Annotated in this window: 27 protein-coding genes; 21 read left to right on the top strand and 6 right to left on the bottom strand. The window is 42.4% G+C overall.

The features are described 5' to 3' along the window. Positions 1-31: 31 nt before the first annotated feature. From G3569_RS13195 to G3569_RS13175, 5 genes are all read right to left on the bottom strand, one after another. Complete coding sequence (locus tag G3569_RS13195; protein ID WP_165269905.1) at positions 32-1,111, bottom strand: AI-2E family transporter; 1,080 nt, start codon at positions 1,109-1,111, stop codon at positions 32-34. Next, on the bottom strand, positions 1,108-1,776 hold the full coding sequence (locus G3569_RS13190; protein ID WP_165269903.1) for a regulatory protein RecX: 669 nt from the start codon (positions 1,774-1,776) through the stop codon (positions 1,108-1,110). Before G3569_RS13190 ends, G3569_RS13195 begins: the two co-directional genes overlap by 4 nt. A gap of 2 nt (positions 1,777-1,778) precedes the next feature. Continuing rightward, positions 1,779-2,837, bottom strand: coding sequence for a recombinase RecA (gene recA, locus G3569_RS13185; protein WP_165269901.1), 1,059 nt, complete (start codon positions 2,835-2,837; stop codon positions 1,779-1,781). A 293-nt stretch (positions 2,838-3,130) separates the two neighbouring features. Then, a complete protein-coding gene (locus tag G3569_RS13180) occupies positions 3,131-4,315 on the bottom strand; it encodes an aminotransferase class V-fold PLP-dependent enzyme (protein WP_165269899.1) in 1,185 nt (394 codons plus the stop codon). Between the two features lie 7 nt (positions 4,316-4,322). Then, on the bottom strand, positions 4,323-5,105 hold the full coding sequence (locus G3569_RS13175) for a tryptophan 2,3-dioxygenase (RefSeq protein ID WP_165269897.1): 783 nt from the start codon (positions 5,103-5,105) through the stop codon (positions 4,323-4,325). Positions 5,106-5,245: 140 nt separating this feature from the next. Here G3569_RS13175 and G3569_RS13170 point away from each other — a divergent pair, with 140 nt between their 5' ends. Both G3569_RS13170 and G3569_RS13165 read left to right on the top strand, forming a co-directional pair. Continuing rightward, positions 5,246-6,088 (top strand): hypothetical protein, encoded by an 843-nt coding sequence (locus tag G3569_RS13170; protein WP_165269895.1) that lies wholly within the window; start codon positions 5,246-5,248, stop codon positions 6,086-6,088. A 5-nt stretch (positions 6,089-6,093) separates the two neighbouring features. After that, positions 6,094-6,855: a TatD family hydrolase gene (locus G3569_RS13165; protein WP_165269893.1), complete on the top strand. Its 762-nt coding sequence runs from the start codon at positions 6,094-6,096 to the stop codon at positions 6,853-6,855. On the opposite strand, the gene G3569_RS13160 is transcribed toward G3569_RS13165, so the two are convergent. Further along, the gene (locus G3569_RS13160; RefSeq protein WP_165269891.1) at positions 6,838-7,974 is read right to left on the bottom strand and encodes an NAD(P)-dependent oxidoreductase; all 1,137 of its coding nucleotides are present in this window, start codon (positions 7,972-7,974) and stop codon (positions 6,838-6,840) included. The two genes, G3569_RS13165 and G3569_RS13160, sit on opposite strands and share 18 nt — an antisense overlap. Before the next feature lie 76 nt (positions 7,975-8,050). Between G3569_RS13160 and G3569_RS13155 the strand changes: the two genes are divergently transcribed. The 19 genes from G3569_RS13155 (at position 8,051) to G3569_RS13065 (ending at position 25,520) form a co-directional block, all read left to right on the top strand. After that, entirely contained in the window at positions 8,051-9,433 is a 1,383-nt protein-coding gene (locus G3569_RS13155) for a thymidine phosphorylase (protein ID WP_165269889.1), read from the top strand. An 82-nt stretch (positions 9,434-9,515) separates the two neighbouring features. Further along, positions 9,516-10,304 carry a PspA/IM30 family protein gene (locus G3569_RS13150; protein WP_165269887.1) on the top strand — a complete coding sequence of 263 codons (789 nt, stop codon included), beginning with the start codon at positions 9,516-9,518 and terminating at the stop codon, positions 10,302-10,304. Between the two features lie 12 nt (positions 10,305-10,316). Continuing rightward, positions 10,317-10,769 carry a hypothetical protein gene (locus tag G3569_RS13145; protein WP_165269885.1) on the top strand — a complete coding sequence of 151 codons (453 nt, stop codon included), beginning with the start codon at positions 10,317-10,319 and terminating at the stop codon, positions 10,767-10,769. Positions 10,770-10,783: 14 nt separating this feature from the next. Next, positions 10,784-11,683 (top strand): hypothetical protein, encoded by a 900-nt coding sequence (locus G3569_RS13140; protein WP_205720204.1) that lies wholly within the window; start codon positions 10,784-10,786, stop codon positions 11,681-11,683. Positions 11,684-11,690: 7 nt separating this feature from the next. Continuing rightward, a complete protein-coding gene (locus tag G3569_RS13135) occupies positions 11,691-12,470 on the top strand; it encodes an enoyl-CoA hydratase/isomerase family protein (RefSeq protein WP_165269883.1) in 780 nt (259 codons plus the stop codon). Positions 12,471-12,502: 32 nt separating this feature from the next. After that, a complete protein-coding gene (locus G3569_RS13130; RefSeq protein ID WP_165269881.1) occupies positions 12,503-12,721 on the top strand; it encodes a hypothetical protein in 219 nt (72 codons plus the stop codon). After that, positions 12,633-12,941 (top strand): four helix bundle protein, encoded by a 309-nt coding sequence (locus tag G3569_RS13125; protein ID WP_165269985.1) that lies wholly within the window; start codon positions 12,633-12,635, stop codon positions 12,939-12,941. Before G3569_RS13130 ends, G3569_RS13125 begins: the two co-directional genes overlap by 89 nt. 33 nt (positions 12,942-12,974) lie before the next feature. Beyond that, positions 12,975-14,249 (top strand): hemolysin family protein, encoded by a 1,275-nt coding sequence (locus G3569_RS13120; protein ID WP_165269879.1) that lies wholly within the window; start codon positions 12,975-12,977, stop codon positions 14,247-14,249. Between the two features lie 122 nt (positions 14,250-14,371). Further along, positions 14,372-16,084: an ATP-binding protein gene (locus G3569_RS13115; RefSeq protein ID WP_165269877.1), complete on the top strand. Its 1,713-nt coding sequence runs from the start codon at positions 14,372-14,374 to the stop codon at positions 16,082-16,084. Positions 16,085-16,327: 243 nt separating this feature from the next. Beyond that, positions 16,328-16,945 (top strand): TetR/AcrR family transcriptional regulator, encoded by a 618-nt coding sequence (locus tag G3569_RS13110; RefSeq protein ID WP_165269875.1) that lies wholly within the window; start codon positions 16,328-16,330, stop codon positions 16,943-16,945. Then, positions 16,942-18,210, top strand: a complete 1,269-nt coding sequence (locus G3569_RS13105) for a TolC family protein (protein WP_165269873.1) — start codon at positions 16,942-16,944, stop codon at positions 18,208-18,210. The genes G3569_RS13110 and G3569_RS13105 overlap by 4 nt, the downstream gene beginning before the upstream one ends. 21 nt (positions 18,211-18,231) lie before the next feature. Continuing rightward, positions 18,232-18,657, top strand: a complete 426-nt coding sequence (locus G3569_RS13100; RefSeq protein WP_165269871.1) for a cupin domain-containing protein — start codon at positions 18,232-18,234, stop codon at positions 18,655-18,657. 101 nt (positions 18,658-18,758) lie between these two features. Then, positions 18,759-19,406, top strand: a complete 648-nt coding sequence (locus G3569_RS13095) for a porin family protein (RefSeq protein WP_165269869.1) — start codon at positions 18,759-18,761, stop codon at positions 19,404-19,406. An 81-nt stretch (positions 19,407-19,487) separates the two neighbouring features. Further along, positions 19,488-20,339 (top strand): alpha/beta hydrolase, encoded by an 852-nt coding sequence (locus G3569_RS13090; RefSeq protein ID WP_165269867.1) that lies wholly within the window; start codon positions 19,488-19,490, stop codon positions 20,337-20,339. Positions 20,340-20,386: 47 nt separating this feature from the next. After that, positions 20,387-21,337: an HlyD family secretion protein gene (locus G3569_RS13085; RefSeq protein WP_165269865.1), complete on the top strand. Its 951-nt coding sequence runs from the start codon at positions 20,387-20,389 to the stop codon at positions 21,335-21,337. 63 nt (positions 21,338-21,400) lie between these two features. Next, complete coding sequence (locus tag G3569_RS13080; RefSeq protein ID WP_165269863.1) at positions 21,401-22,324, top strand: ABC transporter ATP-binding protein; 924 nt, start codon at positions 21,401-21,403, stop codon at positions 22,322-22,324. Continuing rightward, positions 22,317-23,057 carry an ABC transporter ATP-binding protein gene (locus G3569_RS13075; protein ID WP_165269861.1) on the top strand — a complete coding sequence of 247 codons (741 nt, stop codon included), beginning with the start codon at positions 22,317-22,319 and terminating at the stop codon, positions 23,055-23,057. Before G3569_RS13080 ends, G3569_RS13075 begins: the two co-directional genes overlap by 8 nt. Further along, positions 23,050-24,183, top strand: coding sequence for an ABC transporter permease (locus tag G3569_RS13070; RefSeq protein ID WP_350356564.1), 1,134 nt, complete (start codon positions 23,050-23,052; stop codon positions 24,181-24,183). Before G3569_RS13075 ends, G3569_RS13070 begins: the two co-directional genes overlap by 8 nt. Positions 24,184-24,401: 218 nt before the next feature. Continuing rightward, positions 24,402-25,520 (top strand): ABC transporter permease, encoded by a 1,119-nt coding sequence (locus G3569_RS13065; protein WP_165269859.1) that lies wholly within the window; start codon positions 24,402-24,404, stop codon positions 25,518-25,520. Positions 25,521-25,522: the final 2 nt, after the last annotated feature.

The raw sequence follows: 25,522 nt of genomic DNA, 5'->3' as shown, positions 1-25,522 counted from the left end.
AATACAGATTAAGTTCCAATTTCAGAACTTTTTAGCCGGAATCACTTACCGAACCACCTCTAAAAACGTAGTAATTATTGAGACTCCATCGCACCTGATTAATTGTAATTTTAACCATCGTTGCTATCGGGATTGCAACAAGCATGCCCAGTATTCCGGCCATTTCAGCACCGATCATAATAATGAATAAAATAGCAACGGGGTGCATGTCAGCCGACCGCGAGAAGATAAATGGTTGTAATACTACGTTGTCGAGCATCTGTACCATCAGAATGGCGATAATACATGGCAATACTAGTGAAAAGTTGCCAACTTCAATTATAGAGACAATAATTGACAGAATATAACCGATAATGGGCCCAAAATAGGGGATCGTGTTAGCCAAACCTACGGCAATACCTACCGACAGAGCATTATCAAGGCCTACAATTGTGAGCCCTACCCAAGAGGTAAATGCAACAATAATACTTTGTAATATTACACTTCTGAAATAGATACCCAGTCGCGTTTCGATTTTATCAACAAGGCTCAGCGTGGTTTCAAAGTATTTGTTTGGAACTAGCTGCAGAATGTCACGCCGAAGTTTAGTTCCGTCTTTAAGAAAAAAGAAAGTTGCAAAAGGGATGATGAGTGCTGCGGAAAATATATTAGTGAAAATGCCAATAATATTACTAAGGGCTGCCGGTAATTCCCCCACATCAAGAAGGTCTTGGAGAGCTTGAGCCAAGTTATCGCTTAAAAAGCCGTTAGGTAAAAAGGTGAATTCTTGGGTTAGGCGTTCTTCAATTTGCTGGGTTATACTTTGGATGTTTTGAATGTTGAGTTGGCCGGCCAGTTCTACCATCTGGTTTGCAACAATGGGAATAATATTGGTTGAGATCCAGACTAGAATAAGTATGAGTGCACTGAGTACCAAGGTGATAGAAAAGGTTCTATTCATACCTGCAGCCTGCATGCGGTTAACCACAGGATCGAGCATATAGCTGAATATCATTGCTACAATAGCATATCCTACCAACGTGCCAAAATAATACAGCAAAAACCATAAGACCGTGATACCGGTCAGTACCAATACCGATTTTACAACACGTTCAAGGGTAATGTTTGTCATTGCTCAATCGCCTTCATTAGTGCATCTATATGTGTAAAAATATTTGTAGATCGATATCCTTTTCTTGCCAGGTGGTCTACCATTTTTTTCTTTCTTTTATAGGGATCTTCTTCTCTCAAAAAGCGTTTTTTGCGTTTTAAAACCAAATCCAAAAATGTTTGTTTGAGGTCTGTCCCCTCAAAAGCTTGTTGGATACTCCGTTCGGCAACAGTATTAGAAATCCCCTTTTTATATAAGTGAGATTTTATTTTTGCCGGTCCCCATTTGCTGAGATTGCTTTTATCGGCTGCAAACTTTTGGGCAAAGCGCTCATCATCCAGAAACCCTTTTTCCTGTAGCTCGTCAAGTACATCATTAATAACTTGCTGAGGATATTCTTTTCGGTATGCCTTGTTGTACAGCTCTTTTCGGGCATGTTCTCGACGGCCGAGAAGTTTTAACATATAAGCTTTTACAGCAAAGCGTCCCTCTTCACGCTGAAGCTTGCGAAATAACGCTGGGGTTACTTCTATTCCCTTCTTCAGGTTAAATTTGAGGAGTGTCTGCTCGGCAACCCCCAGCAGAAACTCCCCATCAACAAAAATGGAATAGCGATCTTTCTTTTTCTTTTGAACGCTGATAGAACTTATGACACCCGGTAGGGGGTGTTCTGTTTCTTTACTCATAGTTAATCGTCGCTGTCAGCATCATCGTCAGATTTGTCTTCTTCTGTCTGGTCTTCCTCCTCATTTTGTGAAGGGTTCATTTCAGCACGAATTTGCTCTTCAATATTTTCTGTGAGCTCAGGGTCAGACTCAAGGAATTCAATAGCGTTATCGGTTCCCTGCCCAATAGGTTCGCCACCATAGCGATACCAACTGCCACGTTTTTCGATAATGTCAAACTCTACGGCCATATCAAGAATTTCGGCCATTCTTGAGATTCCCTTACCATACATAATATTAAATTCGACCTGCTTAAAGGGAGGAGCTACCTTGTTTTTAACCACTTTCACTTTGGTTCGGTTTCCAACTACATCATCGCCTTGCTTGAGAGAACCGATGCGGCGGATATCCATCCGTACCGAAGAGTAGAACTTCAGTGCCCGACCGCCAGAGGTTGTTTCCGGATTACCGAACATAACCCCGATTTTTTCACGAATCTGGTTAATAAAGATAACAGCTGTTCTGGTTTTATTGATGATACCCGTAATTTTACGCATGGCCTGCGACATCAATCGTGCCTGGAGGCCCATATGGGAATCACCCATTTCACCTTCAATTTCGGCCCGAGGTACCAGGGCAGCAACAGAGTCAACGACAATAACATCCAGGGCTGCAGATCTTATGAGGGTTTCTGTAATTTCAAGAGCCTGTTCACCACTGTCGGGTTGAGAGACAAGAAGCTCATCAGTATTAATACCCAGATTTTTGGCATAGCGGGGATCAAAGGCGTGTTCAGCATCAACAAAAGCGGCATATCCTCCGGCTTTTTGTGCTTCGGCGATGACATGGAGTGCCAATGTCGTTTTACCACTGGCTTCGGGACCATATATTTCGGTTACACGTCCCCGGGGAATACCGCCTACGCCGAGTGCATAATCTACCATAATAGAGCCGGTAGAAATGCTGGGAACATCGGAGGTCGCCTCATCACCGAGACGCATAATTGTTCCTTTGCCATGCTGTTTTTCAATTTGGCCAATGGCCATCTCTAGTGCCTTTTCACGATCTTTGTTATCAGACATAAATTAGTAAGTAATTAGATTGTTGAGTTTTCACCCGTCAATATATTAAATAAAACTGACAACATAGTGTCAGTGGTTTTCATAAAAATAACTAATTGATAAGATGCTTAATCCCATCTTCCAATAGTTTTATTGGAAATATTGTCAATATTCGTGCAAATATTCTTTAAGTAACTTTGAGCTTCTTTGGGATTTTTCTTGATATAATTAATGCACAAAGCTATACGAAGAATACATCGAGATACACAAAATTCTATATAGTAAGATCGATTACAGAACCAATCCTTACAAAATCAGGGATTGAGGTTATTTACAACACTGCTCAATTCTGTAATGGCCTGCTCAATTTGTGTTGAGGTTGTGTAGGGAGCGGGGCCAAAGCGAATTATGTCGCCGCGGGCATCTGTAAAGACATCTCGCTCCATAAGTTTAGCTCGTATGGTCCGGGCAAATGGAGAACGTAAAGCCAAAAAACCACCATTTTCTTCAAGGGGGCGATTGTGGCGAAGTTTAATGATATCGGGATCAAAATCTTGTTCGAGGAAGAGGCTTCGTAGTAAGCCAACCTGTCGTTGGTATTGCTGGCGAAGCAGGTTTGATGTTAAGCCTTGTTCTTCAAAGAATGCTACTACTTTTGCTGCCCGGAACTGAGATGCCGGATCATAAGTGCCGGATGCAAATCGCTGGTTACCGTCATCATAGGAGACCAGTTCGTCCGTTCGAGGTTTATCCAGGGTGCTGAAAGAGGCAAACCAACCGGTAATAGCGGGGCGGAGCTTACAGTCTTTCGGGAATCGCAGAAAACAGTTACCCTCACCCCATTGTAGATATTTATATCCCCCAACAAGCAGGTAGCAATCTTCTAAGTTCTCTTCTGATATTGACAGGGGCACTACATTGGTACCGTGATAGTCATCAATGAGAAGAGGGATGCCTTGAGAGCGAGCAAGAGCTGCAATTTCAGGAATATGCTGGTTCACAAGTCCACTCCCAAAATAGACTCGCGACAACATTATAGCAGAGACGTTATCATCAATCTGTTTCGTGATATTAGAAACGATCCCATCATAGGGATCTACCGAAACCACCTCTAAGCCTTCTTCCTTTAGGCGGTGTAGCTGCCGAAACATAGAGTGAAATTCTCCTGTGGTGGTGATGACTTTGGGTTTATTTCTAAGGTCAAAGCTAGAGAGCCATGCAACCAGCAGCAGGTGCGTGTTTTCTGCCAGGCTGTACAACCCATTGGGGTCATCATAATAATTGCGAAGGTAATTGCGGAGAATCTCTGTTTTTTCAAAAGCGGGTTCCCATTTATTATCTACCCGGGATGCCGCTGTTGTAAATGATTCTTTGAGCCCCTCAAGTGCCACATCGGGCCATGCCTGGTGTGAGTGCCCGGTAAAAAGGAGTCTGTTTTCAACATCGAAATGTGAGTAGTGTGGAGCAATTTTGTTTGCCAGTTGATCGATAGTATCCATAATAGTTTTAAATTTCTGCTCGGATTTCCCATAAATCGGGGAAAATACGTTTATGCAAGGTCTTGCGGAGATAGTTGACACCGCTGGATCCCCCGGTGCCCATTTTGTTACCAATAGTCCGTTCTACCATTTTTACATGTCGATACCTCCACTCCTGCATGCCTTCATCAAAATCAACAAACAGCTCACAAAGCATTGCCGTTTCTTGATCGGAGTTCATAATATCGAGTAATATTTCTTGGTTATGTTCTGACGGATCATATAAGAGACCTTGGTCATTAACTCGTTCAGGCATTTCTGCATCATAGCCCTGTTGTTTAAGGTAGGTGCAGAAGCATTCCCACAGGGTAGGTTCCTCCATTCGTTCTTCCAGACGGTTCATATATTGCGGCTGGTGCTCATGAACCTTAAGCACGTGGGGGGACCGATGGCCGCACAATATTTCAACTTCTCGAAACTGGACCGATTGGAAACCACTTGCCTCATCTAAAAATCCTCTAAAACTTTCGAACTCCAGCGGGGTCATGGTTTCGAGAATGTCAATCTGGGCAACCATGGTTTTTAAAATCGTTAGAATACGCTTCATGGTTTTAGTAGCTCCCCAAGTAGTGCCCGCTTTCAGGTCACTGCGCAATTTATCCATTTCGTGTAGAATCTGCTTAAACCAAAGCTCATAGGTCTGATGGATAATGATAAACAGCATCTCATCATGTTCCTCCGGCTCTGACTGGAGTTCTTGAAGTTCTAATAGTTCATCAATTTTTAAATAGTTACTGTAGGTCAGTTTCATTCCAGAAAGGTATTTTTTACGTTATTTAGCGGTTTAATGATAGCTAGAATTTAGGGGAGTCTCTATTTTAATTGTTTAATTACAGGATGTGGTTAAAATTGCTTAGATTTGGCGCGGAATTACTAAGTGAAAAATGATTTATGGCTTTTTTAATAGCAGACAGTGGTGCAACCAAAACAGAATGGAGTTTCACTAACGGAGATCAGCAGAAAACCGTATTTACTGAGGGATTAAATCCTTATTATCATACAACAGAGAGTATAACTGATGTGATAAGACACGATTTATTGCCCCAGCTTGATGATAATGTTGAAGAGGTACACTTTTATGGAGCCGGTTGTGATAGTGATGCGAAGGAACAAATAGTGCGTCAGGCCTTAGATAGTACTTTTGATAATGCATCTATCAATATATATCACGATTTGATAGGTGCAGCAAGGGCTTGTTTCCTTCGGGAGCAGGGTATTGCGTGTATTTTGGGGACAGGTTCAAACTCCTGCCTTTACGATGGGGAAGAGATTGTTGAGCATATCCATTCGCTGGCATTTATTCTGGGGGATGAAGGGAGTGCCGGATACTTCGGGAAGAAGCTGATTAATAAATATTTTCGATTTGAAATTCCGAAAGATCTGAAAGAAGATCTGGAGGCGAATTATAATATGTCGCTTGATCATATCACAAAAGGCCTTTATGACGGTTCACAAAAGAGTAGATTTATTGCTTCCTATGGAGCTTTTCTGGGAGAGCATGACGATCATCCTTTTATAAAAGATATGTTGTATGAAGGGTTTGATAACTTTATAAGTCGTATTGTACTAAAATACTCCAATGCCACAGACCACGAAGTGCGTTTTATTGGTTCTGTTGCCTATGCCCACCAGGATTTGATTAAAGAGATTTTGGCAAAGTACGATTTAGAAGCAGGCCTTTTTGTCAAGAACCCCATGGAACGCCTTGTTAAATTTCATGCAGAGGGAGCCTAAGTACTGTGATTGATACCCATTGCCACATTTATGCGGATCAATTTGAGGATGATATAGCCGCAGTTCTGGATCGAGCCGGTGAAGCCGGGATTGATCATATCTTTATGCCGGCCATCAATTTTGAGTCGGTTCCTAAAATGGATGCTTTTGAGTATACGGATATCGCCTTTCATAAGATGGCGGGTATTCACCCGACGGATATAAATAAAGGAACCTTTGCTACGGAAGAAGAACTTTATGAGTATTGCAGTCGAGATAATATTGTAGGGGTAGGAGAAACCGGACTCGATTATTATTGGAGTGACGAGTATAAATCCGGGCAGAAAAAAAGTTTACGTATTCATTGTGAGGTGGCTAAGCAGCTGAATAAACCCATTGTGTTGCATAACCGCGACAGTACTGAAGATCTGCTCGACATCATTGAGGAGCAACAGGATGGGGAGCTGACAGGAGTTTGGCACTCCTTTACCGGATCTGTCGATGAAGGGAAAAGAGCCATTGATTTAGGACTTATGTTGGGTATAGGGGGTATATTTACGTTTAAAAATGCCGGTGTTGATAAGGCGGTAGCCGAACTCCCTTTACAGAAGATGATATTAGAGACGGATGCCCCCTACCTGGCACCCGATCCTAAAAGGGGGAAACGCAATGAACCCGCTTTTGTAAAATATACGGCCCAACGTTTGGCAGAGGTTATGGATTGTTCGCTAGGTGAGGTAGTGTCAGTTACGGATGAAACCGCATTGGACCTATTTAATATCTCTTAATAGAGAAAATCCTAAAGGCTCTAGAACAGGAAAGCGTTCAAAGTAAGGAGTCGGTAGATAAGTGTTTGCAAACTCCTGACGCAATGGAAATGTTGCTCGCAACTGATTAAACTTTATTCCTCGTTTTTGGGGATGTTGTTTAATGATCTCTTCTAAGCTGTTTTCATATTTTTTTATCGGATGCAGTTCTTTTAGTAATTCTCCGAGAGTCTCGAAACGAGTGAGCTTCTGTTCAAACTTCCGGCTACTTTGCTGAATGTCCCGTTTGGGTTCTTCAAGATTGAAATGGTTTAGTAGGTCATCAACTACAAACTTAGATGCATTGCTTTTTGCTTGAGCTGAATAACCTGCGATATGGGGCGTTTTAATAAAAGCCTTTTCTGCAGTTTTAAATCTGATATTAGGTTCATCTTCCCACACGTCAATGATAACATCCCCCACTCGTCCCTTGTTTATAGCATCTAATAGTACTCTTTCATCGATTACTCCACCACGAGCACTATTTATAATAAGCTCATAAGTGTGATCAGTAAGCTTCTCCGAATCCAACCAGTGATAGGTCGGATGAGTCCCCCTTTTGGTTAATGGCGTGTGAAAAGTGAGAATGTCAGATGATAATATCTCATTCAATGTAACTGAAGTGAAGTTTTCTTCCCTCTTTGCTTTGGGAGGATCATACCCAACAGTGGTAATGCTCAGTTTTTGTAACAGCTGTATTACTTGTGTTCCTACATTACCCACGCCAATTACCCCCACTGTTAAAGAGGTTACGTCTTTTTGGTGGTTTTCGGACCATAAAAGTAGACTTGTGGCAACGTATTCAGCTACTGAGCGGGCATTACAGCCTGCGGCATTAGAAAAGGTAACGTTATGCTTTTCCAGGTAGGGGATATCAACATGGTCGGTGCCGGCCGAGCCGCTGCCGATAAATGAGAGTTGTTTTGGAATATTGGGCAGTGTTTCTTCGTTAACAGGAAGTACGGTCCGAATGAGTAACCCATGAGCTGATGAAATTTCAGGGGGAAACCCATTGGCTGGGTCAAAAAGTTGTAGGTTGATGTTTTCGGGCAAATAAGACTGTATATTATACAGGTGCTGATCGGCTAAAATGTTGAGCATCAGGGACATTTGGTTATCAAATTTTCATGAAATATACGTTATTACAACTCGAAAATTAATTCAATCACCGTAGTTTATGGCTTCTGAATCGTATAATGCAGTATCATTAATCCGAAAAAAGAGAGACGGCGAGGTATTAACAACTGATGAAATTTCTTTTTTAGTAGAACAATATACCGCTGACGTCCTACCGGACTACCAGATGAGTGCCTTTTTGATGGCTGCTTATTTTAATACGCTGAACAGTGAGGAAGCCTCAGCACTGACCCACGCCATGTTGCATTCGGGCAGAGTACTTGATCTTAGTGATATCCCCGGTAAAAAAGTGGATAAGCATTCAACGGGCGGTGTAGGGGATAAATTATCACTGATACTGGCCCCTATCGTGGCCAGTTATGATGTTCCGGTACCGATGATTTCCGGCCGGGGGTTAGGTCATACCGGGGGTACATTAGATAAAATGGAGTCGATTCCGGGTTTTACCGTAGATATTTCACTAGAGCGTTATCGAAAGATTTTATCTCGATGTAAAATGGTCATGGCAGGACAGACCGAAGATATTGCTCCTGCAGATAAGCGGTTATATGCTCTGCGTGATGTAACGGCGACTGTGGAATCCATTCCTCTTATTGCCGGCAGTATTATGAGTAAAAAGCTTGCTGAGGGTATTGATGCGTTGGTCTTGGATGTAAAGTTCGGTTCCGGGGCTTTCATGAAAACTCATGATGACGCACAAAAGCTGGCAGAGACCCTGGTAGCTATTGGTGAAGACTTTGGCAAAGAAACCGTTGCTTATCTAACCAACATGAATCAACCTTTAGGCTACAAAGTAGGAAACTGGCTGGAGGTAGAAGAGTCTATGGAAGCGCTGCAAGGCGATGGGCCGGAGGATGTAATGGAGGTTACTCATACGCTCGCGGGTACGATGATAACTCTTGGAGGCAAAGCTGAAACGGTAGAAGAGGGGATCGAAAAGAGTAAAGAGGCGGTACAAAACGGACAGGCTTTTGAAAAGTGGTTGCAGTTGACCAAGGAACAAGGTGGCGATATCGAGGTGCTTAAGGATTTTGATAAATATTCAACCGCTGAGCATCGGTTTGAGTTTAAGGCAGCCGAGTCCGGGACTATTTCAGATATTGATGCCTACAGTGTTGGGATGTCTTCTTTAGAGCTTGGAGCGGGACGGAAAACGAAAGATGATGTTATCGATCCGGCTGCTGGCATAACATTGAAGCACAAAGTAGGTGATAAGATCAAAAAAGGTGAAACATTAGCTGTCGGTTTTACGAACAAGAAGAAAACAATAGAAACTGCAAAAGATATTTTGGATGCTGCTTTTGTAATCGATGATACGGATGTTGGTCAACAACAGATGGTTACGCATCGTGTTGACAAAGACGGAATCCATAAAATATCGAATAACAGTGATATTAATTGCAATATCACTAAAATAACATAACTTTACAGTCTTAGAGCTTAATTGCAGTATAAGCAATTAGTATTATAGGGCAGGGCAAAAAACAATAAAAAGAGATAATATTATGTTTAAACGATTTATTCGCGCTATTAAATCGCTTTTCGGTGGAGTTATAAGCTCAATGGAAGATCCGAAGCTGATACTGGAGCAAAATATACGGGATCTTAACGATCAGATTCCACAAATGAATGAAAATATCGCCACAGTAAAGGCGAATATGATTATGCTCCAGAAGGAGGTTAAAAAGTATGAAAAACGTATCCAGGATCTTACAACAAAAATAAAATCGGCTATTAACGCTGACAGAGATGATATTGCTGAAGGCTATGCAATGCAGCTCGAAAAAGCCAAAGAAAACCTGTCTAGTTCCAAAGAACAGCTAGAGTTTGCTGAGCAGGCGTATGAAAAAGCGTTAAAGGTTAAGAAAGCTTTCATACGTGAAAAGGATCGCAAGATACAGGAAGCTAAAGAAGCATTGCGTGCCAGTGAACGTGCTGAATGGCAGGGAAAAGTGGCCGATGCACTGGAACAGTTTGAAACGGGCGGTCTGGATCAAACTCATGATGAAATGGTTAATCGCCTGAACGAGCGGACAGCTAAAAATGAAGCTCGTATGGAGATTGCTTTGGACAGTATTGATACTGAAACGATGGAAATTGAAGCCAATGCCGAAAAATTACGTGCCCATGAGTTAGTGGAACAGTTCAAGGCTGATATGGGTAAGACGGAAGCGCCGGCAGAAGAAGAAAAGAGCGTGGGCTCTTCTGATGAAGGCGAGATCGAAATTGAAGGAGAAGCTCCTGAAAAAGAGCAGGGTAAAACAATTGGCAATAAAGAAAAGTCGAAGTCTTAATACCATAGTGCTATGGCCAGCGACAGTCGAAGCGAGCGTGAACGTTTAAAGGAAGAGTACAAGGCGCATTACCGTAAAATGCGCGAGATGAAGGAACGTGCATCTCGTGCCAAAAAAACGAAGAAGATTTCTGATGCACTTAAGAACATGGATAAAAGCCAGATGCTCGATACTTTTGACGATTTCCTTTATTCGGTGAAACATAAGTTGGCATCGGTTGAAGCCAGGTTGGATGTTGCTATGGAAAGTCTGACAGATGAGAATGAACAGGCCATACAGGAACAGGAGCTTGATGAGGAGATGGCAAAGGAAAAAGCAAAAGACACCCTAAAGCAAGTAAAGCTGGAGATGGGGCTTTTGTATAAAGAAATTGAACAGCAGGCTGATACCCTTCAGGTTGATAAGACAATAGGGTCAGGTGAAAAAGCAGCCGATCAGTCTTCTGATTCAAGATTAAGCGAATAATAATTCCTACTTATATGAGTGAAGAAGATCAGTCCATAAATTTTACGCGAGAAGCATTTTTACACCCCATAAATATGGGAGTGCTATTGGTGACTACCATATCGGCATTAGTTATGAACGATATGGGATTGATGTCGAACCTCGTACTCGCCATGACATTTGGGGTTGAACTCATGTATTTGGGTATTGTACCCCGGTTACCCCGGTTTAGAAAAAGTGTGAAGCTTCGCAAATTGCGCGAGCGTAATCCTGCGGCGGAAGAGAAGTCTACATTCCAGGAGTTGGACCAAAAGAGTCGAAAGCGATTTTTGGTACTCAAACACCTGGCAAAACTTATTAAAGAAAATTTTGATAAGCTGCCCTACAGTTCACAAGGGCTATTAGAAAATATCCGTAATAAAATTAAAGAGCTTATTTCAAATTACCTGACGCTTCTTGATCTTCATAAGCGGTACCAGCTCTATATGAATACTTCGGTAGAAGAAAGTTTAAAGCGCGAAGTGCAGGAAGAAGAGCGTAAGATTAAAGATATGGAATCGGATCGCCTGAAACGCACAAAAGCACGGCGCGTAGGTATCCTTAAAAAGCGTCTCAAGAAGTTTGAGATTGCCAAAGAGAAATATCTGATTTGTGAAACTCACCTTGAGACTATAGAAGATGCTATTCGATATATTTATGAGCAGTCGATGACCATGAGCAATCCTGAAGAAATCGGTTTCCAATTAGATAATCTTCTTGAAGAGGTGGAAGAAACTTCACAACTTATTGACGATCTTGATAAAGATATTTTACCTTTACATTCTGACCTTGATGATCTTGATTTAGACTCAGAATTTCTTGAGATGGAAAAAGAAAAGGAACAAGAATCTGAGTCGGGATCGCAAGTTAACACTTCGAACCGGGTTAAAGAATAATATACTTATGAGTCAATCTTATGATACGGTCCTTTTTGAGACTGATGACAAAGGAATTGCTACAGTCACCGTTAATCGTCCTAAAAAATTAAATGCACTCAACGACAAGGTGCTGAATGAACTGGCCGATGTTTTCAAAGCCATACAGGTTGATGAGGATATCGAAGCTGTTATTATAACGGGGGGCGGTGATAAAGCATTTGTAGCCGGGGCCGATATTAAGGAGCTGCGGGAGCTTGATAACCGATCAGGGCGTATGGCCTCACAAAAAGGCCAGCAGATATTTCAGCTTATTGAAGATACCCGTCGCCCGGTTATTGGGGCTATAAATGGGTTTGCACTGGGGGGTGGGGCCGAACTGGCTATGGCCTGTCATTTGCGTATTGCAAGTGAAAATGCCGCTTTTGGATTGCCGGAAGTAGGCTTAGGCCTTATTCCCGGTTATGGAGGTACGCAACGACTTAGTCGTTTGTTGGGACGTGCCCGAGCACTGGAGATGATTTTGACCGGTAAGCAGGTAAGTGCCGATGAGGCTCAAAAGTTGGGACTTGTTAATTCTGTGACGGATGGTGATCCTGAAGAGGCTGCACGAGAACTTCTTGGAAAGATATTATCTAATGGTCCTGTTGCTGTTCGAAGTGCAATTAAAGCCATCTATCATTCCGATCATCAAAATGGATACCAAGTAGAGGCCGATCTTTTCGGAGAGCTATGTGAGACGGAAGATTTTATCGAAGGGACCTCTGCATTTCTTGAAAAACGCAAGCCGGAATTTAAGGGTAAATAAGTATATAGGATATAAGGTATAGGGAAGTTTGTATGGATACTGATCCAATTGAAAAGGGGCACACCAATTTTGTAAACGAGTATCCTGAGGATTATAACAAGAATAGAGATTTTACCTCATTGAAAGCTTGGGAAAAGTCTCGCAAAGTTAAGCTTTTCTTTTATAAAAAAATTCTGCCTATACTTCCCGATCAAGAACGTTACCAACTTTCTAGTCAAAATAAGCAATGCTGCTGTGAGTATTACCGCTAATATTGCTGAAGGATATGGTCGCTTCCATTACCAAGAGGGAGTGCAATTTTATCGAATTGCGAGGGGATCATTGTATGAACTCAAAGATCATCTTATTACATGTATGGATTTAGGTTATATCGATGATGACTTGTATAATCAAGGAAGTATATTAATTGAGGAAGCCAAAAAGATACTGAATGGGTATATCAACTTTGTGTTGAAGCAGAAAAACTCTTGAACTCCTTATTCCCTTTTTCCTTATACCTAAACTATGACTGAATTCCTTCTAATAGTTCTAACTATCTTTCTTAGTGGGTTTTTCTCCGGCTCAGAAATTGCCTTTGTGAGTGCCAATCGGCTGAAGCTGGAGATTGAATCTCGAAAAACATCTAAAACGGGACGGGTCGTAAACTACTTTGTACGCAATCCGGAAACTTTTCTCACCACCACGTTGGTAGGTAATAATATTGTTAATGTAGTCTATGCTACGTTGATGACGATTTTCTTGGTAGCCCCAATAACACAGGTGTATCAAAGCTGGTTTGGGACATTGCCTTCAAGTGTGATGATGCTCGTACTGCAAACGATTATTGCATCCGTGGTTATTATGCTTTTTGGGGAGATTTTGCCCAAGGCTATTTTCCGAATTCATGCCGATTGGTGGGTTAAGGTTATTGCAATTCCACAACAGATCTGTAACTGGATTTTCAGGCCCCTGATCTATTTAGCTGATAAATGTTCTGACTTTATTATCAAGATTGTAGATCCTGATATTGATCGCTCGGGACGCGTATTCCGCAGGCAGGATGTAGAGCTTATTTTTCAGGAGTTACGTGACTCAGGGGGGCACGATCTTGATAAAGAAGATTCCGAGATTCTCCATAATGTTTTGGAGCTGTCAAATAAACGGGTGAAAGAATCGATGATTCCCCGGACCGATATTGTTGCCGTTGAAAAAAATACGAGCATTGAAGAGACGCTCAAGCTTTTTATTTCATCCGGTTTTTCGAAGCTTCCGGTATACCAGGAAAGCATTGATGATATTGTGGGAGTTATCTTTGCCTATGATCTCTTTAGTAATCCCGATAGTCTTATTGAGATTATGCGACCGATTAAGCTGGTTCCCTCATCTCAAAAATCAAAGGATCTGCTTTCGGAGTTTAGGAAATCGAACATTTCGGTGGCTATTGTCATCGATGAGTATGGGGGTACTGCCGGTATGGTGACCATTGAAGACCTGCTCGAAGAAGTTGTGGGAGACATCCAGGATGAATATGATACCGAAGACCATTTTGTTAAAAAGCTCTCAGAGCGGACGTATATACTCAGTGGCGGTATCGAAATTGATGATCTGCTGCAGGAGTATCCCGAAATTACCCTGCCGGAGGAGTCCGAAGAGTTTGAAACGGTAGCAGGGTATATTATTAATGCCTTGGGACGTATCCCCAAAGTGAATGAAGAGCTGCTTATTGATGGGAATAAAATCATTATTAGCAAGGCAACACCCAGCCGTATTGAAACGGTGAAACTGGTAGTGATTGAATAATTATTTGCCAATCAGCGTGAAACATATTGACCTGTTTCGTACGTAAGCAATACAAAGATTAGCTCTCACTGGGGCATATAAGGTGAGCCTTCTGATAATTATCAATAAATAATTACGAATCTATGTTTGACCATTATCCCAAATGGGCCCAAGAGTTTGCCCAAAAGTACCTGAGCCGTACAATCAACCAGTTTATCTTGCATGGGAATGTACATGACCTGGTTCCCCTACAGAAAAAAGAGGGAACCGACTTTGTTCGGCTTAAATCATTTTTGTCGGAAGAGTTTTTTGGGGCCCGTGACTATGTAGTGTTTTATGATCGTTCTTCGGGAATCTATTTTCGAGATAAAGAAACGCAAAAAGATTTTAACCGGGCACTTGCCGGACGCGATTCGCTGGTAGGAACAGATTATGCTAATAAGTTGCCCAAAGATCCGGTGCGGGTGTTTTCTCTATTGGAACAGTATTTCCGCGTTCGTATTGATAATAAAAAGAGTATCGCCCTTATTGTTGATTATGCAGAGACGATTGTACCGATGAATGAAGCCGGTTCTACCGCTACCGAGGATCGGAACGCCTTGGTGTATCTGTCTCGATGGGCTCATGACCCCATGTTTTTGGCAGCGGACTTTACGACCGCACTGATTACTGAAAACCTTGCAGACCTCAATAAAACGCTGGTCCAAAATCCCTATACCAATGAGATAAAGATAAACATCCCTGAACAGGAACAGCGTGAGCAGTTTATCTCGCACGAGCTGCCGGCGGAGGAATTCAAAGAAGTTTCAGAGGTTAGCGAGAAAGTGGTAGCCCAACAGACGGCCGGTCTCAATTTTATTAATATCCGAAGTATCCTTTCCAATGCGCAACAAAACAAGGAAAAGATAACCCACGATCGCCTCTCAGAAGCCAAGAAAGAGCTTATTGAAGCAGAAGCCTACGGGCTGTTAGAGTTTGTGGAAACCGATTACTCTCTGGATGATGTTGCCGGGCACACCAAGGTGAAAGAACATTTACGCCATGCCGTATCCGCGCTCAAAGCCGGCCGGCAAGATGTGCTGCCAATGGGGTATCTGGTTTGCGGTGCAGTTGGAACCGGAAAGACCTTCTTGGTTACCTGTTTTGCCAATGAAGTAGGTATACCCATGGTTAAGCTAAAGAACTTTCGAAGCCAGTGGCAGGGGGTGACAGAAGGAAACCTGGAAAAAATATTGGGTCTGCTTAAAGCCATGGCCCCGGTAGCTGTTATGATTGATGAGGCCGATGCTTACCTGGGCGATCGTGATGCCAGCGGTGACAGTGGGGTTTCAAGCCGCGTATTTTCACAGATTGCTACCTTTATGAGTGATACCCGAAACAGGGGACAGATCCTGTGGTTTTTAATGACGGCGCGCCCCGATCTTATGCCTGTGGATCTTAAGCGACAGGGACGAGCAGAAGAGCACTTGGCACTTTTCCCGCCCCACACGGACGAGGAGCGTGTAGAACTTTATGAGGCGATGAAAAAGAAAACCGGGTTGAAACTCACCGAAGACTACGTGCCTCAAGTTATTGAACAAGGATTAAAGTCGTTCTCCGGTGCTGATATGGAAGCAGCTCTAACACGAGCTAAATTCCGTGCGGCGGCTGAAGGGAAAGAAAAAGTTACGCCTGAAGTTTTAGACCTGGCGCTTAATGATTTTTTACCGCCTACTTATCCCGAGGAAGTAGAATTGCAGACACTCAGTGCTGTCATTGAATGTACGTCAAAAGAGCTGCTTCCCGAACGCTACCAAGAGATGGATCGTAGTGAAATTCTCTCTAAAATTGAAGAATTAAAATATCGGATCGGTTAATTAATAACGTATTCGTATGGAAAAAGCCCGCCTGAGAATATTCAGGCGGGCTTTTTTTATAGAGTAGAAATAGAATAAATGGTTTTACTAAAAAATCAAACCAAATGGTTGAAATTGTTGGTTAAGGGTTATATCTTGAATTGGAGACAAAAAGTGACGGGCAGTAAACGCGTTTTTTTGCCCTGTAGTCAACCAAATGGTTGAATTATGAGGTTGATTTAATTTCAATTGGATTTACAGATCATGACTAAAGAAGAGAAAGATACAGAAGAATTGATTTTCGACGCCGCTTGTCGCGTATTTCAGCGTAAGGGATACGACGGAGCCCGAATGCAGGAGATTGCTGATGAGGCGGATATAAATAAATCGATGCTACACTACTATTACCGTAGCAAGGATAAGCTATTTCAGAAAGTATACCAGCGGGAGATGAGTCGTTTCTTTCCCGTCATTTTTGGAGTGCTTGACTCTGACATGCCTATTGATGAGAAGGTGGAACAGCTTATTGAAACCTACTACACTTTCTTAGATAAAAATCCGAAGATCGTACAGTTTTTATTTCACGAAATGAATAAAAACCCAGAGCGCTTAAAAGAATTTATAGACAAGCAGGGAATCCATCCTCCTAAAAAATTAATGCGCCAGTTAAATGAAGAGGCGCAAGAGGGAAAGATGGACAAGGTTAAGCCGAAACAGTTTTTAACCAGTATCGTTGGTTTAATCCTGTTTCCATTTTATTCGCAGGCGATGATACGAGGGATATTTGATCTGAATGAAGACGAATTCGCGGAATATTTGAAAGAGCGCAAGGACTTTTTACTCAATTTTATATTAAATGGAATAAACTATAAGAGACAATGAAGATACTAACTGCCATTGTATTAGCTGTTACTTTTTCAGTAGATTCCACGCCGCCCGACTCAATCAGCTTGCAATATTGCTATGATCGGGTTGCGGAAACATATCCAACTGCAAAAAAGGTAGAACTGCAGCGAAAGATTACAGCGTTGAATGCCCGGATTGCGAATACCGGTTATTATCCGCAAGTAGATGTGGGGGCTAAGGCCACCTACCAATCGGAAGTTACAGAGTTTGGATTACCGGGTTCGGCCAATGTGCCTTCGGTAAGCAAAGATCAGTATGAGGCCTCAATTAATGTTATGCAGAATATTTTTAGCGGGGGTGCCGTCGGTATCAGGAAGGAGCTGGAGCATACGAAAGGCATGCAGAATATACATGAAACAGAGATTGAAATGCATCAAATACGATCTCAGCTAAACCAGGTCTATTTTGGGATTCTATTGTCGAAGCAGCAGCAAGAGGTAAACAGTTTACTGATAGAAAATCTGAGAGAACAGCTTTCATCGGTAGAGGCAAAGGTGAAAAGCGGTGTTTTGTTGCCCAGTCAACAAAATATTTTAAAAGCTGAACTGATCAAAGCGCAACAAGACTCTGCTACTGTGCAGTCTACTATTCGGGCTAGTTACAGGGTATTGGGTGAGCTAATTAATGAAGAGGTTACGCCCTCCACGCCGCTGACTCTGCCAGAACCGACCGTTAGTTACCAATCGTTACAGCCTAAACGAGCAGAATATGAGCTGTTTGAAACGACGAGAAAAGCTTTAGAGCAAAGGAAAGAGCTTGCCGAAACAGAGAAGTTACCTAAAGTGTCAGCATTTGGTACTGTAGCTTATGGCAGGCCGGGCTATAATTTTTTGAATGATGATTTTCACGAATACTACATGGTGGGTATCCAGCTGCAATGGAGTTTACTGGATTTCCTGAACTCTGATCGAGAAATGCAGGCGCTTAAAATAGAACAGAAAAAGGTAAGGCAGAACGAGAAGGCATTTAATCGTCAGCTTAATGCAAGGCTGGACAGAATTGAAGAGCGTCTTTCAACAATACGAGAAAATATTAAAGGAGATAAACGAATTATCGCTCTGCGGAAGGAGGTCGTCCGGGAGAGTGCCAGTAAGCTTAAGAACGGTACCATTACTGCCACTGAGTATGTGACGGAATTAAATCAAGCTAATAAGGCACAACTGTCACTGTTTCTCAACCGTGTGAAGTTAAGTGAAGCTCACATTGAATATGCAACGGTTCTTGGTGTACCATTGAATTAAACGGAGGAATTGGAGTCTGGCATGAATTATTTAAATAAAATATCGTTCAAGCGATTCGTTGTTCCGGTACTTGGAATCTGGCTGGCAGTAGATGCTTTAAATAAACTCTTTGTTTCGCAGGCCTCTGACGTTACTTACCGCTTTTATGAATATGGAATGTTAGATTTGATGATTCCATTAGCTTGGGCTCAGTTATTTGTTGCAATACTCTATATAGCTAAAAGAACCCGCCCAATAGGATATGGATTACTGCTGGTTGGGTTGGTTCTGATAAGCATTGTTCGACTAAAGAACGGAGATGGAATAGTTGTTCAGTTAGTACTGATACTCGCAGCCACTGGGGAGCGAGCAATAAACACTTTTTCAGATTTAAAAGAAATTACAGCAGTAATAGAGAAAACATTATGTAATAATTTTACTACGATGAGAAGATTTTTTGACTGTTAATAAAATAAGGGCACTACAAATGCTGGTTTGCAGTGCCCTGGAAACATAATCAGAGCATCTTCCGATGCTCATCAACTACTTAAAATGTACGGAGGTACATTATGCAAGTCAATACACAAAAAGTTCTAGGACTCACTTTTATACATCTCTTAGTATTCCTGGTTTGGGCTGGCATTACAGCCAATGCTCAAACAACTACTCCTCTACATTGGGGCGTTAAAGCAGGGATAAACGCATCAACAATGCATGGAGATGCTGTTGATGATGCCGAATACCAGGCCGGTTTTAACGGAGGGATATATCTCAACTACAAGTTTGCTCAAAACTGGTCTATACAACCCGAGGTGTTGTTTAGTATGAAGGGTGCAGAAACAGAAAGTAGCTTGTCGGGTCAAGCTATTACAACCGATTATGAGTTGGGATATTTATCAATTCCTGTTCTGGCCAAGTATCATTTTAATACGAATTCAAATGTTATTCCTTCTTTATATCTGGGTCCGCAGTTAGGATTTGGATTGTATGGAGATGCGAATGACAATGAAATCGATGATAGTCTAGCCGATGCTGAGTTTGGATTAGCATTCGGTGGTGGCATCGACCTTCTTACTGCTAGTCAAGCATCGGATTTAATACAGCTCGTTGGATTAGATCTGAGGTACACCCTTGGGTTAACTGATACCTTTGATGTAGCGGGCGACCCCGAAGCCCAAAATGGGGCTTTTAGTGCTGTATTTACACTCGGGTTTTAATCCCTCAAGACGTACCCTAACCCACAAATCTGGCAGGATGGAATATTTCCTGTCAGGTTCTATTAAAAAGAGGTATATATTATGTTTTTAATCAGCTCGAGAAGGGAATTTACGAATAACAGGGAGTTCAGTGATACTGATATGCTTCGCTTTGTAGGAGGTATGCAGAACCAGGTTTTAACAACAGAAGAGTTCTTCCTATCAGATATTTCTTCTAAAAAGATATTACTTATTGTACATGGATTTAATACCCCTTTCTCGTACATCGTACCTGAATATTTACGGATGAAAGAGCAGTATAATGAGCAGTTGAGTAACCATTACGATTATATCGTGGGCTATACCTGGCCTTCGGGCGGCTCGGAGATAGACTATTTCCAGGCTAAGAAAAATACCGACACAGCGGCTAACCGATTACATAGCTGGATCTGTAAATTGGATCGCGTGGAATGTACTATTGATATAGCCGGTCACAGTATGGCGGCTATGGTAGGCTATAAATCGTTGACGAAAGATGCCCCTATTCAGGTCCGAAATGTCTTTTCATTTGGTGCAGCTATTCCTAAAGATTTGTTGTCGGAAGAAGAGCTGTTAGCCCAGGCTTTGGGTAAAGTAGATCATGTTTATGCTTTTTATAATCGCAAAGACCATGTATTGAAATACTTATTCCGATTTATGGAGTGGGAGCAAGCGTTGGGATATACCGGACTTCAAAATTATGAGCGTTTAATGGGTAAAGGAGAAAAGATAACAGCCATTGATTGTACAGGCATGGAGATTAACCACACCGGATATATGCGATCAGAAGAGATTACACGATTTATGGAAGCTGTGTTGGAGGGCCACAAAAGGGGACCGTTTATCAAACTCGAGAAAGAAAAAGATATGTATGCTGATTCTTCTCATTTGAATCGCTATATGAGTATATGCTGAACTGAAGGTGAATAACGAATATTACTATAACTAAATCTATTTCAATCATGGAATTTTGGACACACAAAAAAATATCAGTACCAGATAACGTTAAACGGTTAATCAGGCCATCAGTGTATGTATTAATTATACTGGTTCAATTTTCATTCTTCGGCTGTTCCAACAACGGAAAATCCGACGCATATGGACAGTTTGAGGCTACCGAGATAGCGATATCGGCGGAGGCATCGGGGAAGTTATTACAATTTAATGCTGATGAGGGAGCCCTGCTTCGGCAGAATCAGAAGGTTGGAATAGTAGATACTAGTCAGTTGGTGCTACAGCGTGATGAGCTAAAGTCGCAGCTAAAATCTATAAAAGCTCGTATTGCAAATATTAATGCCGAGGTAGAGGTACAAAAAGAGGAGTTGGATTTGGCAGAGTCTAACTTAAAACGAACCCGAGCATTGAAAAAAGATGGGGCCGCAACCGAGCAGCAACTGGATGATGTCCAGGCACGCGTGCAAACTGCCAGGAAACGAATCCGTGCTTTGCAGACGCAGAAGCAGTCGATACGGGCAGATATTGAGGCCACACAAAGCCGAATTGCCCAAGTGGAGGATAAGCTATCGGATGCGAAAATTATTAATCCCGTCAATGGACGAGTGTTGACATCTTTTGTTGAGCCGCATGAGATGGTACAAAAAGGGCAGCCCCTTTACCAGATTGCTAATCTGGATACCCTGGATTTAAGAGTTTATATCAGTGGAGCACAATTGCCTTCAGTAAAGTTGGGACAGCAGGTAGAAGTGTTGGTGGATAAGAATGCGGATGAAAATCGGTCAATGTCCGGACATATAAGCTGGATCGCATCGGATGCCGAGTTTACGCCGAAAATGATACAGACGAAAGAAGAGCGCGTAACCCAGGTGTATGCGGTTAAGGTGAAGGTGCCCAATCCCAATGGGATGATAAAGATTGGCATGCCCGGAGAAGTAAATTTACAAGCAGAAAAGTAGTTAATGGTTATTGGTTATTTGTGGGACTCAAATACCTAATAACAGATAACGAATAACAAAACAATGAAACCAATAAGTGTACATAATACGCACAAAAGTTATGGGGCTAAAGAAGCCGTTAAGGGAATATCCTTTGAAGTGCATGAAGGAGAACTCTTTGGCTTGATAGGGCCCGATGGTGCAGGAAAAACAACTATTTTTCGAATACTAACAACCCTGCTTAAACCCGATGGAGGGGAAGCCTCGGTTTTGGGCCTGGATGTGGTGGACGGCTATCGCGAGATTCGTAAAGTTGTAGGATATATGCCCGGTCGTTTTTCGCTCTACCAGGATCTTTCGGTGGAAGAGAATGTGAAGTTCTTCGCATCGGTTTTTGGCACTACTGTTGATGCTAACTACGATTTGATTAAGCCTATTTATAGTCAGCTGGAACCCTTCAAGGATCGACTGGCCGGGGCCTTGTCCGGGGGAATGAAACAGAAGCTGGCCTTAAGCTGTGCTCTCATCCATAAGCCGGAAGTATTGTTTCTGGATGAGCCTACCACAGGGGTAGATGCGGTATCACGCAAAGAGTTTTGGCAGATGCTGCATCGCCTAAAAGAAGAAAATATTACCATTTTGGTATCAACTCCTTATATGGATGAGGCCGAGCAATGCGACCGTGTTGCCCTCATGCAAGATGGGCAAATTCTTTCTATAGATACTCCGGAGCGTATCACAAAAACATTTAATAACAAGCTTTGGGCCATAAAGACAGAGAATAAATATCAGCTGATTCAACTACTTCGTTCCTATAAGTATGCAGAATCAGTGCAGCCTTTTGGTGAATATGTGCATTACACCGATAAGCGTGAAGAGGTACAGGCCGAGCAAATAATGGAATATTTGAAATCAAAGGGTGTGATCAATCCAACGGTTGTGGCCATTGCCCCCGATATTGAGGATACCTTTATGCGCCTGATGGAACAGGAGGAGAATTATGAATGATCCAATGATAAAGGCAGAAGAGTTAACACGAAAATTCGGTGACTTTACCGCGGTAGACCATATTTCATTTGAAGTGGGAGCGGGAGAGATTTTTGGATTCCTGGGCGCTAATGGAGCCGGTAAGACGACAGCCATGCGTATGCTTACCGGGTTGCTGGTCCCCACTGAGGGTGAGGCAACGGTTGCGGGTTATGATGTGTATAAGCAGCCTGAGCAGATTAAGAAACGTATCGGTTATATGAGTCAGAAGTTTTCGCTGTACGAGGATCTAACAGTACGCGAAAATATCCGGTTGTATGGCGGTATCTATGATTTGGGAGACCAACAGATTAAGCAGAAATCAGATGAACTTGTGAATATGCTTGGAATGAATGAGCTTCAAAATAAAATGATTGGTTCATTACCCTTGGGGTGGAAGCAGAAGCTGGCTTTTTCGGTGGCTCTGCTCCATGAGCCGGATATCGTATTTCTTGATGAGCCCACCGGAGGTGTCGATCCTATAACACGACGGCAGTTTTGGGAGCAGATCTACAAAGTAGCTGAGGAAGGTACCACCGTTTTTGTGACCACTCATTATATGGATGAGGCAGAATATTGTGATCGCGTTTCAATTATGGTAGATGGAAATATTGATGCATTGGATACACCGGCCGGACTTAAAGAGGAGTTTGAGGCTGATGATATTGAAGAAGTTTTCATAAGGTTGGCCCGAGGTGCTGAACGAGGTGAATAGTCGAATAAAGAATAAAATAGATGCATTCACAGGATTTGTGGTCAAGGAGTTTAAGCAGATCTATCGTGATAAGCGTACGCTGCTTGTTCTCTTTGGGATGCCGGTAATTCAGATGTTACTTTTTGGTTTTGCTATCCGTAACGAGGTAGAAAATGCAAATGTAATGGTGCTGGATGCCTCACAGGATCAGGTTACCCATGAGTTGATAAATAAAATTGATGCCTCTAACTACTTTACGGTAAAAGGAGAGATTCAAGATTATGATAAAGTTGAAGGGCTTTTTCAGCAGGGTGAAATTGATGAAGTATTGGTCTTTGAAGCTGATTTTGCCCGGAAGCTACAGCGCGGTGAACGGCCTTCGGTTAATGTGATTACGGATGCTTCAAATCCTAATTTAGCGCAACTTATCCAACAGTATTCCAGCGCTATTATTGTGGATTTCCAGCAGGAGTTGGCCGACGAGGGGCAGCCCCAGAAAAGTGGTATTATCACCAATACCAATATGCTGTTTAATCCCCAGTTAGAAAGTGTGAACTTGTTTGTGCCCGGCCTTATTGCCGTTATTCTAATGCTTATTTCTACCTTAATGACCTCCATTTCTATCACCCGTGAAAAGGAGATGGGGAATATGGAAATTTTACTCGTATCTCCCTTACGTCCACTACAGATTATCATTGGAAAGGTGTTGCCATATTTGGTGCTGGCGTTCGTAAATGTACTAACTATTTTGGCCCTGGCACATTGGGTTTTTGAAGTACCATTTCGAGGATCATATAGCTTATTTCTGGCTGAATCATTGCTGTTTATCTTTACTGCTCTTGCTCTGGGAGTGTTTATTTCAGCACGAGCAGACGATCAACAAACGGCTATGATGGTTTCTCTGGCAGGGTTACTATTGCCGACCGTATTACTTTCCGGATTTATATTTCCCATTTCGAGCATGCCGGTATTCCTGCAGGTGATAAGTAATATTATTCCTGCACGCTGGTTCCTGGTGATTGTGCGAAGCATCATGCTGAAAGATGTAGGGTTGCTTATGATCTGGAAAGAAACAGCAATTCTGGGAGGGATGACCCTTCTTTTTATAGTGTTAAGTATCAAAAGTTTTAAGGAGAGACTGGAATAATGCAACAGTGAGCAGTGTATCAGTTATAAGTATTAAGTTGAAAGTTTTAAGTATAAAGCGTGAAGTAAGAAGTTGGAAATTGGAAGTTTGAAATACTCTTTGACGATGCCATGATAACTTTACAGCCTCTGACTACTGACTACTGACTACTGACTACTGACTACGTGATTTCAATATCGGTTTCTTGATGAACAATCAACGTTTAAACGATTAAACAAATGCAAACCATAAGATTTCTACTGCAAAAAGAGTTTCTCCAGGTTTTTCGTAATAAGGCGATGTTGCCCATCATCTTTTTAATGCCCATTGTGCAGCTGGTGCTACTATCCTTTGCGGCTACATATGAACTGCGAGAAGTGAATTTTCACCTGGTTGATTTCGATCAGTCGGCTACATCACAACGGTTGGTAAATAAGCTTGAAGTTTCCGGTTATTTTAACCTGCAAAGTCGATCTTTTGATATAGATCAAGGCATTGAAGAGATGCGTAAGAACGAGATCAGGATGGTACTGGTAATTCCTGAGGACTTTGATCGCAACCTTTCTTCCGCACAGCCCAGCACGGTTCAGATGAATATTGATGCGGTGGATGGAGCGACCGCCGGTTTAATACAGGCCTACGGTCAATCGATTATCCAAGATTTCAGCAGTGAAATTACGACCGAGGTATCAACGAATGAGTTTGCCCAAAGGGCTGGCATAGAGATTATTCCGGCTAGCTGGTATAACCCGAACCTGGATTATATTCAATATATGGTACCGGGGATATTGGTGGTATTGGTGTCGATGATCGGGATGTTTTTGTCCGGGATGAATATTGTGCGGGAACGGGAGATCGGTACCATTGAACAGTTGAATGTGACACCTATCAAGCGCTACCAGTTTATTACCGGTAAGTTACTGCCGTTTTGGGTGATCGGATTGTTTGAGCTTGGCCTGGGGCTTGCCATTGCGCACTTTGGATTTGGGATCCCTTTTGTAGGCAGTGTATGGCTGCTTTTTGCTATCGGGGGCATATACCTCTTGGTGGTAGAGGGGATAGGACTCTTTATTTCAACAATCACTCATACCCAACAACAGGCGATGTTTATTGCCTGGTTTATTATGGTTGTTTTCATCCTGATGGGCGGGCTCTTTACGCCTATTGAAAGTATGCCGGGATGGGCGCAGGAATTGGCGGTGATTAATCCCGTTGCCCATTTCATTAAGATTATGCGGATGGTTCTGCTTAAGGGAGCCGGCTGGGCAGATATTCAACACCTCGTTGGCATGTTAACCCTTATGGCAGCAGTCATATTACCTGCCGCGATTTTCCGGTATCGCAAGGCTACCTCTTAATC

The sequence above is a fragment of the Fodinibius halophilus genome (assembly GCF_011059105.1).
In the GTDB taxonomy this organism is placed as follows: Bacteria; Bacteroidota; Rhodothermia; order Balneolales; family Balneolaceae; genus Fodinibius; species Fodinibius halophilus.
This window is presented reverse-complemented; position numbering and strand designations above follow the sequence as displayed.